The organism is Bacillus sp. CR71 (genome assembly GCF_003429245.1).
In the GTDB taxonomy this organism is placed as follows: Bacteria; Bacillota; Bacilli; order Bacillales; family Bacillaceae_G; genus Bacillus_A; species Bacillus_A thuringiensis_S.
Genome location: NZ_CP031748.1, coordinates 322,533 through 325,223, shown reverse-complemented (window position 1 = coordinate 325,223; position 2,691 = coordinate 322,533). Strand labels below are relative to the sequence as shown.

Sequence of the window (2,691 nt, the reverse complement as noted above, 5' to 3'; positions counted from 1 at the left end):
AGCCCCGGTTTCCCGGAGTTATCCCAGTCTTATGGGCAGGTTACCCACGTGTTACTCACCCGTCCGCCGCTAACTTCATAAGAGCAAGCTCTTAATCCATTCGCTCGACTTGCATGTATTAGGCACGCCGCCAGCGTTCATCCTGAGCCAGGATCAAACTCTCCAATAAAGTTAGTTTGTCTAGCATCTAAAAATAAAAATTGACGTTTCACGTTGTTTGTTTCGTTCAGTTTTCAAAGAACTACTTGGTCGCTCATTTGCGACTTCCTTATGTTAACATCTTCGTTAGTTAATGTCAACTAAGTTTTTTATTTCGTTTGTCGCTTTCGACGTTATTGTCATCGGCGACTTGTTCTATATTACACCTCTATATACTAATAGTCAATATTAATCTTTCATTTTTTTAAAAAAGATGAAAAAGACTCTCATACCACCTCTTTATTCCTCATACATATCAGTAAAACAAGTGAAAGGAGTGTAGAACTTGTTCAATCCTTATTTATTAAACACCATAAGCGCCCATTCAAGAAGCCCACACTATCATAGGAAGTTTCCCATCATTCTATTTTGGAGTCAAAAAAGCGGTTGCACTTCTCTTGCCAATTGGTTCTTTTACCAGATTGATTTATTGCAAACAGCTCTAAGTTATAGTCCTTTCATTCATAATTTTGAATACGATATATACAAAAGTACACCTGCCTATAGTGTACGACTAGGTGTAGCGTTACGAGAAAAACAAAAAGAAACGTTTAAACTTGTTCGTAACCCTTATAGGAGAGCAGTCAGTTCTTTCGTGTCCTTAATTGGACCTCCTTATATGGAAAATCCGGAATGGAAACCCATCCGAAAGTTTTTATATCAAGATGAAAATTCCCCCAAAGGGATCTCATTCAAACAATTTTTATACTATCTATTTATGAAAGGGGCTCACGCAAGTGATATTAACCCACATTTCACACAACAATATATAGCTGGTGAAGAAGAATATGTGACCAATTATATATACTTAGAAAACTTCGATCAGGAAATGAAAGAATTAGAAAAGCGTTTCGAATTAAAAACCGCACCAATAAATGAGTTCTCAACATCATGGCATCATCAAACTCCCGCCATGATTTATAAAGGGAATTTTAGCGAAGCTGATATTACTGATCCTTTATTTCCCCGTCATCCAACTTTTGAAAGCTTTTATGATACTGAATGTATACAACTTGTTCAAACAATATTTCAAAATGATTTCGACACATATAAATACAGCAAAGAATATCCATACTAATTTTAGTCTATTATCTTTGCTAAATAAAAAAGATACCTCATATATAAGGTATCTTTTTAACATTTCAATTATATAAATCATACTGTTTAACAGTCTCTATTCTCCACCTTATTACCTTTTAATAGATTACATAACTTTTGCTTATCCGCCCATCCTACTCCGATTAAAACTAAACTCGCTCCCATTATTACCCTCCATGTCAGAGACTCATTTAATAGAATAATTGAAGTAGCGATACTTATTAATGGTAATGCATTTAAATATAATCCGCTTACTGATGCTGAAACTCTCTCTAGCGCTTTATTCCAAAACCAATATGCTAAAATTGTTGCTCCAATAACAAGGTATATTACACTAAGTCCCGTTTTCCAAGTTTCAATCTTTGGTAAACCGTAATAAAGAATTTCTACCAGTGCAAACGGTAATAGAATAACAGCTCCGATAATTAAAGTTAATGTTGTAAAAACCTCGTTTGATAAATACTGTTCTTGTTTTGGTTGTTTTAGCAAAACCGTGTAGAAAGCAAATAGAAAAGTACTTAATAATATCAGTATATCTCCTATTAAAGACACTTCTTGATCAGCACTTTTAGATGGAATCGTAATAAAGAGTACTCCTATAGTACCCAATATAATCCCTATCCAATAATTCAATCGAATTTTCTCTTTCAAGAAGAATGCTGAAAAAAGAATTGTAACTAATGGTAATGCAGCATCTATGATACTAACATGTAATCCACTTGTTAAAGAAATACCATACGATGTGAACATGAAATACCCAGCTACACCGGTAAAGGCTAACAAACTCATTCTTTGCCATGGAACTTTTTTATGTACAACTGATTTTTGTAGTTGCTTAAATGAAAATAGCATACAAATTCCACCTGCAAAGAAAAGACGAATAAACAACAAAGTAAACGGCTGAATAGATTCTAACACCCATTTTGTTGGTGCAATAGCTGTCCCCCATAATATAACAGCCACTAATAACATGCATATTTCTTTCATAATCCCCCACACCCATCAAAAATATATGTTAACTACCTTAATTATAGATTTTTTCTTATGTAAAATCCTTTAAAAACACAAAAGGTTATGTAAGATTACAAATATTCTTTTTACATCTCGATTATATTTTCACAAAAGGTAATTCTTACCTTTATATTTCAAGCAATAAAAATAAACACAAAAAAACCTAAGTCGAAACGACTTAGGTTTTTGCTTGGCGACGTCCTACTCTCACAGGGACAAGGTCCCAACTACCATCGGCGCTAGAGAGCTTAACTTCCGTGTTCGGTATGGGAACGGGTGTGACCTCTCTGCCATCATCACCAAACTATGAAGGCATATTCCTTCAAAACTAGATAACATTTGCTACATATTATATGGTTAAGTCCTCGATCTATTAGTATTCGT

Annotated in this window: 2 protein-coding genes and 1 rRNA gene; 1 reads left to right on the top strand and 2 read right to left on the bottom strand. The window is 34.3% G+C overall.

Features of this window, described 5'->3' with window-relative positions; all coding sequences use genetic code 11:
* Window positions 1–484 precede the first annotated feature (484 nt).
* Window positions 485–1,276 carry a sulfotransferase family 2 domain-containing protein gene (locus DOS87_RS01795; protein ID WP_000483044.1) on the top strand — a complete coding sequence of 264 codons (792 nt, stop codon included), beginning with the start codon at window positions 485–487 and terminating at the stop codon, window positions 1,274–1,276.
* An 86-nt stretch (window positions 1,277–1,362) separates the two neighbouring features.
* On the opposite strand, the gene DOS87_RS01790 is transcribed toward DOS87_RS01795, so the two are convergent.
* Both DOS87_RS01790 and rrf read right to left on the bottom strand, forming a co-directional pair.
* Complete coding sequence (locus tag DOS87_RS01790) at window positions 1,363–2,283, bottom strand: DMT family transporter (protein WP_000658297.1); 921 nt, start codon at window positions 2,281–2,283, stop codon at window positions 1,363–1,365.
* A 212-nt stretch (window positions 2,284–2,495) separates the two neighbouring features.
* Window positions 2,496–2,611: ribosomal RNA gene (gene rrf / locus DOS87_RS01785) — 5S ribosomal RNA — on the bottom strand.
* Window positions 2,612–2,691: the final 80 nt, after the last annotated feature.